The 4,870-nt window shown below is 47.7% G+C and carries 4 protein-coding genes; 3 read left to right on the top strand and 1 reads right to left on the bottom strand.

Annotated features, from left to right (window positions below; translation table 11 throughout):
• Positions 1 to 123 precede the first annotated feature (123 nt).
• On the bottom strand, positions 124 to 2,259 hold the full coding sequence (locus Q0338_RS02400; RefSeq protein WP_298085366.1) for a TonB-dependent receptor: 2,136 nt from the start codon (positions 2,257 to 2,259) through the stop codon (positions 124 to 126).
• Positions 2,260 to 2,345: 86 nt separating this feature from the next.
• Here Q0338_RS02400 and Q0338_RS02395 point away from each other — a divergent pair, with 86 nt between their 5' ends.
• The 3 genes from Q0338_RS02395 to Q0338_RS02385 all read left to right on the top strand — a co-directional run.
• On the top strand, positions 2,346 to 3,665 hold the full coding sequence (locus Q0338_RS02395; RefSeq protein WP_298085365.1) for an NFACT RNA binding domain-containing protein: 1,320 nt from the start codon (positions 2,346 to 2,348) through the stop codon (positions 3,663 to 3,665).
• A gap of 14 nt (positions 3,666 to 3,679) precedes the next feature.
• Positions 3,680 to 4,036, top strand: coding sequence for a hypothetical protein (locus Q0338_RS02390; protein ID WP_298085364.1), 357 nt, complete (start codon positions 3,680 to 3,682; stop codon positions 4,034 to 4,036).
• 341 nt (positions 4,037 to 4,377) lie between these two features.
• Positions 4,378 to 4,870, top strand: a 493-nt coding sequence (locus Q0338_RS02385; protein ID WP_298085363.1) for a phosphatidate cytidylyltransferase, incomplete at its 3' end; no start/stop codon positions are given.

Here is a 4,870-nt window from a genome sequence, read left to right as displayed (position 1 = left end):
TAAAATTTAAGCGTGCGCTAGGCATATAGCCTGCGGAGCGCCAAATTTTAAAACCCTCTGCTCGCAGTTGCGACCAGAGGAAAGCAAAGCGACGTATAGTCGGGCGAGATAACGCGTTAAATTTTAAAATTTAACGCTAGCAGTCAGCATAAACTGCCTCGCATACCCCGGCTGTATCGGTATGATATTAGCCTGCGTGCCGGTCGATGAGGACGTATAATAAAGCTTATCGGTCAAGTTTTTGACGTTAAATGAGAAATTTGTCTCGTAGCCCGCGATCTTGGTATCGTAGCTGATAAATGCGTCGTAAACGACCGCGTCGTCCATCTTAAAGCCCGTTCCCGCAGGCACGGCCGGTAGATTCGTCCTCATGTAGTAGGTGTACCATGAGCCAAAGTACCTCGCCGCACCGCCGATCCTTAGGCCTTTTGCGCCTAGGTGGCTAAAGTCGTAGTTGGCAAAGAGGCTGGCTTGGTGCTTTGGCGTAGCTTCTAGCGGTTTGCCCACCAGCACGGCAAACGCGCCGCTATCTTTTCGCACCTCGGTTTTAGTATATGCGTAGCTAGCGCCCACGCTTAGACCTTGCGTCACGCGGCCGTTAAAGTCAAACTCAAAGCCTCTAGAGCGCGCCTCGCCCACGGGCGTACTTACGCTATTTACGGTGCGCATGATGTTTTTCTTATCGATGTTAAAGATCGCCGCGCTAGCCGTTATGCTATCGTTTTGAAATTTAGTTCCCAGCTCTATGCTTTTGCCTTCTTCGGGCTTTATGTCGCCGATGTCGTCGCCGCTGATCGCCATTTGCGGGCTAAAGCTTTGCGCGTAGTTGGTATAAACGGACCACTCGGGCGTTAGCAGGTATAAAAGCCCCGTCTGCCACGTAAATTTGCCGTCTTGCTGATCGGTGGTGTTTGGTCCGCTAGTCGTGCCGCGCGCGACTTGATCGTAGTATTCGTATCTAACGCCCAAAGAGTAGATCAAATTTTCGGTCAAATTTATACTATCTTGCGCGTAAAATCCGATCGTTCTTAGCTTTTGATACTGGATACCGGAGGCTCGGTCGGACGGATAGGCGACCGTGCCGTAGACTGGACTGTAGATATTTATCGGGAAGTTTCTGTGCGTCGTGCCGGAGCTGTAGCTGTTTAGCGCGCCGGGTCTATAGCGGTAGTACTCCTTTGCGTCGATACCGAAGAGCAAGTTGTGCTCTATCTCGCCCGTTTGCACGTAACCGTTTAAATTTAACGACCCCGCGTGCGTGCGGTGGATAAATCCGTCATACGCCTCGTTTCGTCTAGCTGCAACGCCCGTGTTTAAATTTACGTTCATTAGCCTGATGTGGCCGTATTCGTGCTTTGAGCGGGAAAATGCATAAGCGCCGCGCAGTAGCCAGTCCTCGCCGATATTTTTTTCAAAATTTACGTCCACGGTGTCGAGTCTGGTTTTTAGTTTATTAAACGGCTCGTCAAGGCGTCTTTTCTTATCTATCGGCAGTAGCTTGCCCGTGCTTGGAATGAGATACATACCGCGGTCGATCGGATCGGTCGAGCGCGTGTGCGTATAGGCTAAATTTATGCGGTAATCATCGCCTTTATACGAGAGCGAAGGCGCAAAGAGGACGTTTTTATATTCGCCAAACTCCCTCCAGTAGTCTTTTTGCATGGCGTCAAATATAAATCTATACGCAAAGCCGCTATCAGCGATCGGTCCCGTGGTATCAAAGCCCGCGTTCCAGTAGTTGCGGTTGCCGATACCAGCCCAAATTTCGTTTGAGAAGTCGTATTTTGGCTTTTTAGTGACCATATTTATGATGCCGCCGGGCTCTTGCGCGCCGTAGAGCAGGCTAGCCGGGCCTTTTAGCACCTCGACGCTTTCTACGGTTTTGTTAAAGCTATGCATGACGCTAGCGGGCACGCCGTTTCGCATGATCGAGCCGTCGCGTCCGCCGCCAAATCCTCTTTTTATGATCGAGTCAAAGATACCGCCCGTGGTGTTTCCGTAGCTAACTCCGCTCACGTTTTGAAGGCTCTCGGCTAGAGTCTCGGGTTTTTTATCTTTTAGCTGTTGTTGCGTCACGACGTTTACCGTTTGCGGAATCTCTAAAATAGGCGTATTTGTTTTGCCTACTTCGCTGGTTTTGGCGCGGTATCCGTCATCCGCGCTCTCGCTAATCTCGACGCCTTGTAGTGCTACGTCGGCAGCGAAAATTTGAGTTAAAAGCAGCGACGAGGCCGCTAAACTTAGGCTAAATTTGTTCATTTATTTTTTCTCCGTTTTAAAATGCATTATCATTATATTATTCATACGCTTAAAATTCGGCCCGATTTTAGGCTATAATTTCGGCTATGAAATACGCAAATTTAAAACAAATACAATCATTTTTGGGCAAATTTAAAAAAATAACCGCAATCAGACGCGCGGGCGATATGGCGATATTTATCGAATTTGACGGCGAGCTCGGGCTGTTTTTTGATCTCAGCAAGGCCGACTCCGCGATCTACGCAAATCCTGATTTTCTAAACGTCAAAGAGTACAAAGCGCCCTTTGACGTCGCGCTTAAAAAGAGGTTCTGGGGGGCGAAAATTTTAAATTTAAGCGTGCCCGAGGGAAATAGAATTTTAAAGCTGGAGTGCGAATTCCAAGGCTCGTATAAGAGCCTGGCCTCAAGCCTATTTTTGGAGTTTACGGGGCGCTTTACCAACGCGATCATCACGGACGAAAAGGGCGTCATCGTCGAGGCTTTGCGCCATATAGATAATAATTTTCGCGTGATAAAACCGGGGCGCGAGCTGCTTGAGCTGCCGCTGGCTATGATAAAAGAGCGAGAGACGCCTCTGATAACGGATTTTGAGCGGTATTTTAGCGAGGAATTTAAGCGCGTAAATAACGCAAAGCTAGAAAATCTGCGCGCCGTAAAATCGGCCGCGATAGAGCGAAAAATGCAAAATTTAAGCGAAATTTTATCGGGCCTTGAAAACGAAGCAGATCTAAATGCGCAAAGCGAAATTTTAAGCAAAAACGCGGGGCTGATCCTATCAAATTTGCATGCGTTAAGGGACTACGAGCGCGAGGTAACGCTAAATGATTTCGAGCGAGGCGAGGTGAAGCTCGTGCTAGACGACAGCCCCAAAATCGCCGCAAACGCGATGTTTGCCAAAGCAAAAAGGCTAAAGCAAAAGGCGGCCGGGCTGGTTATAGAGCGGCAAAATTTGACCGAAAAGCTCGAGTTTTTATCAAATTTACAAACGCTCGTAAATGAAGCGAAAAGCGCCGAAGAGCTAGAGATCCTAGCGCCTAAAAAAGCCCGCGCCGTAAAGCAAAAAGAGCAAAATCAAAATGTCGAGGATTTTTACGTCGAGGGCTATAAAATCAGCATCGGACGCAACGAAAAAGGCAACGTCTGGCTGCTAAAAAACTCGAAAAAAGACGACGTCTGGATGCATCTAAAAGACCTGCCGTCCGCGCACGTCATCATCAAAACCGCAAAAAGCGCTCCCAGCGAGGAAATTTTGAGATTTGCGGCGAAAATTTGCGTGAATTTTAGCGTCAAAGGCGGCGGGACGTACGAGGTTGATTTTACCAAACGTAACAACGTCAAAATTACGAGCGGCGCAAATGTAAATTATATTAATTTTAAGACGATATTAGTAACAAAGCACGACTAAAACAGGAGGCGAAAATGGCTGTAACACCCCTTGGCAACACGATTTTTATCAATCAAAACGTAAATATGGTCTCAAACAAGGTCGCCGACGTCCAAAATAGATTTGACCTGCAAAATCTCGCCGCCGCATCGCTAGCAAGCGACGAAAAACAAGAGGTCTCCGAGGTGCGACCGACCGAGGAAACCTACAAAATCGACCCCAAAAACGAGCACGAAAAGCAAAAAGGCAGGCAGGAGCAAGGCGAGCTCGCCTCGGAGCAAAACGGCGAAAACTCCGACTCTGACGGCGATGAAAACTCGGAGGATTACGTCGCGGCTAACGACTTCCCGCAAGCGTCGCCCGTATTTCAGCATCTTGATCTTAAAATTTAACCTACTCGCTCAAATTTGACTGGACTTTTTACTGCTCGGCGGTCAAATTTGGCTCGATTTAGATCAAATTTGAGCTTTTATTCGCTAAATTTAAGCAGCTGTTTTTAGCGAGAGTAAATTTCACCACAGATCGTCAAATTTGCGCTGAAACTACAAGCCTCGCTCGGCAAAATTTAAACCAAATCCGTCAAATTTACCGCTACGTTTTAATCAGAACTAAAACTTAACGCAAAACCTTCAAATTTAACCGTCCGCCAAAGTCCGTAAAGGCAAATTTGCCTCAAATTTCGGCGCTTTTAAGCGAAAATTGTATACAATTATTACTCAAAAAAGGAAAAATCATGAAAACGCGTATAATCACCGGCGTCGCGCTATTTGCGGCGGTTTTGGTCATCTTTTTCGTCGATAGTTATCTGTTAAATTTCGCCATTTTAGGCTTCGTGCTTTACACGGCCTTTGGCGAAGCGCAGAAGCTCTACGGCTTGCATGGCGGCTCTCTTGCGCTCGTGGCGGTTATTTTTTACCTGCTTACACCTTTTTCAAACCCCGTATTTATCGCTATTTTAGCGGTTTTGCTCGTAGTTAGTTTTCTCGCGCATTTTAAGAGCGAAAATCTAACGCCCGCGCTGCCGTTTTTGTATCCGATGACGCCGATTTTTCTCATCTGGATGCTTTATTCGCAGTACGGCGTGGGCTACTTGGCGTGGCTGATTTTAACGGTCGTGGCGTGCGATAGCGGGGCGTTTTTCGTCGGCAAATTTTGCGGCAAGCACGCCTTTAGCGAGACTTCGCCGAACAAAACCTGGGAGGGCGTGGCTGGCGGTATCGCCGTAG

It is taken from the genome of uncultured Campylobacter sp., from assembly GCF_938018145.1.
GTDB lineage: Bacteria > Campylobacterota > Campylobacteria > Campylobacterales > Campylobacteraceae > Campylobacter_A.
This window is presented reverse-complemented; position numbering and strand designations above follow the sequence as displayed.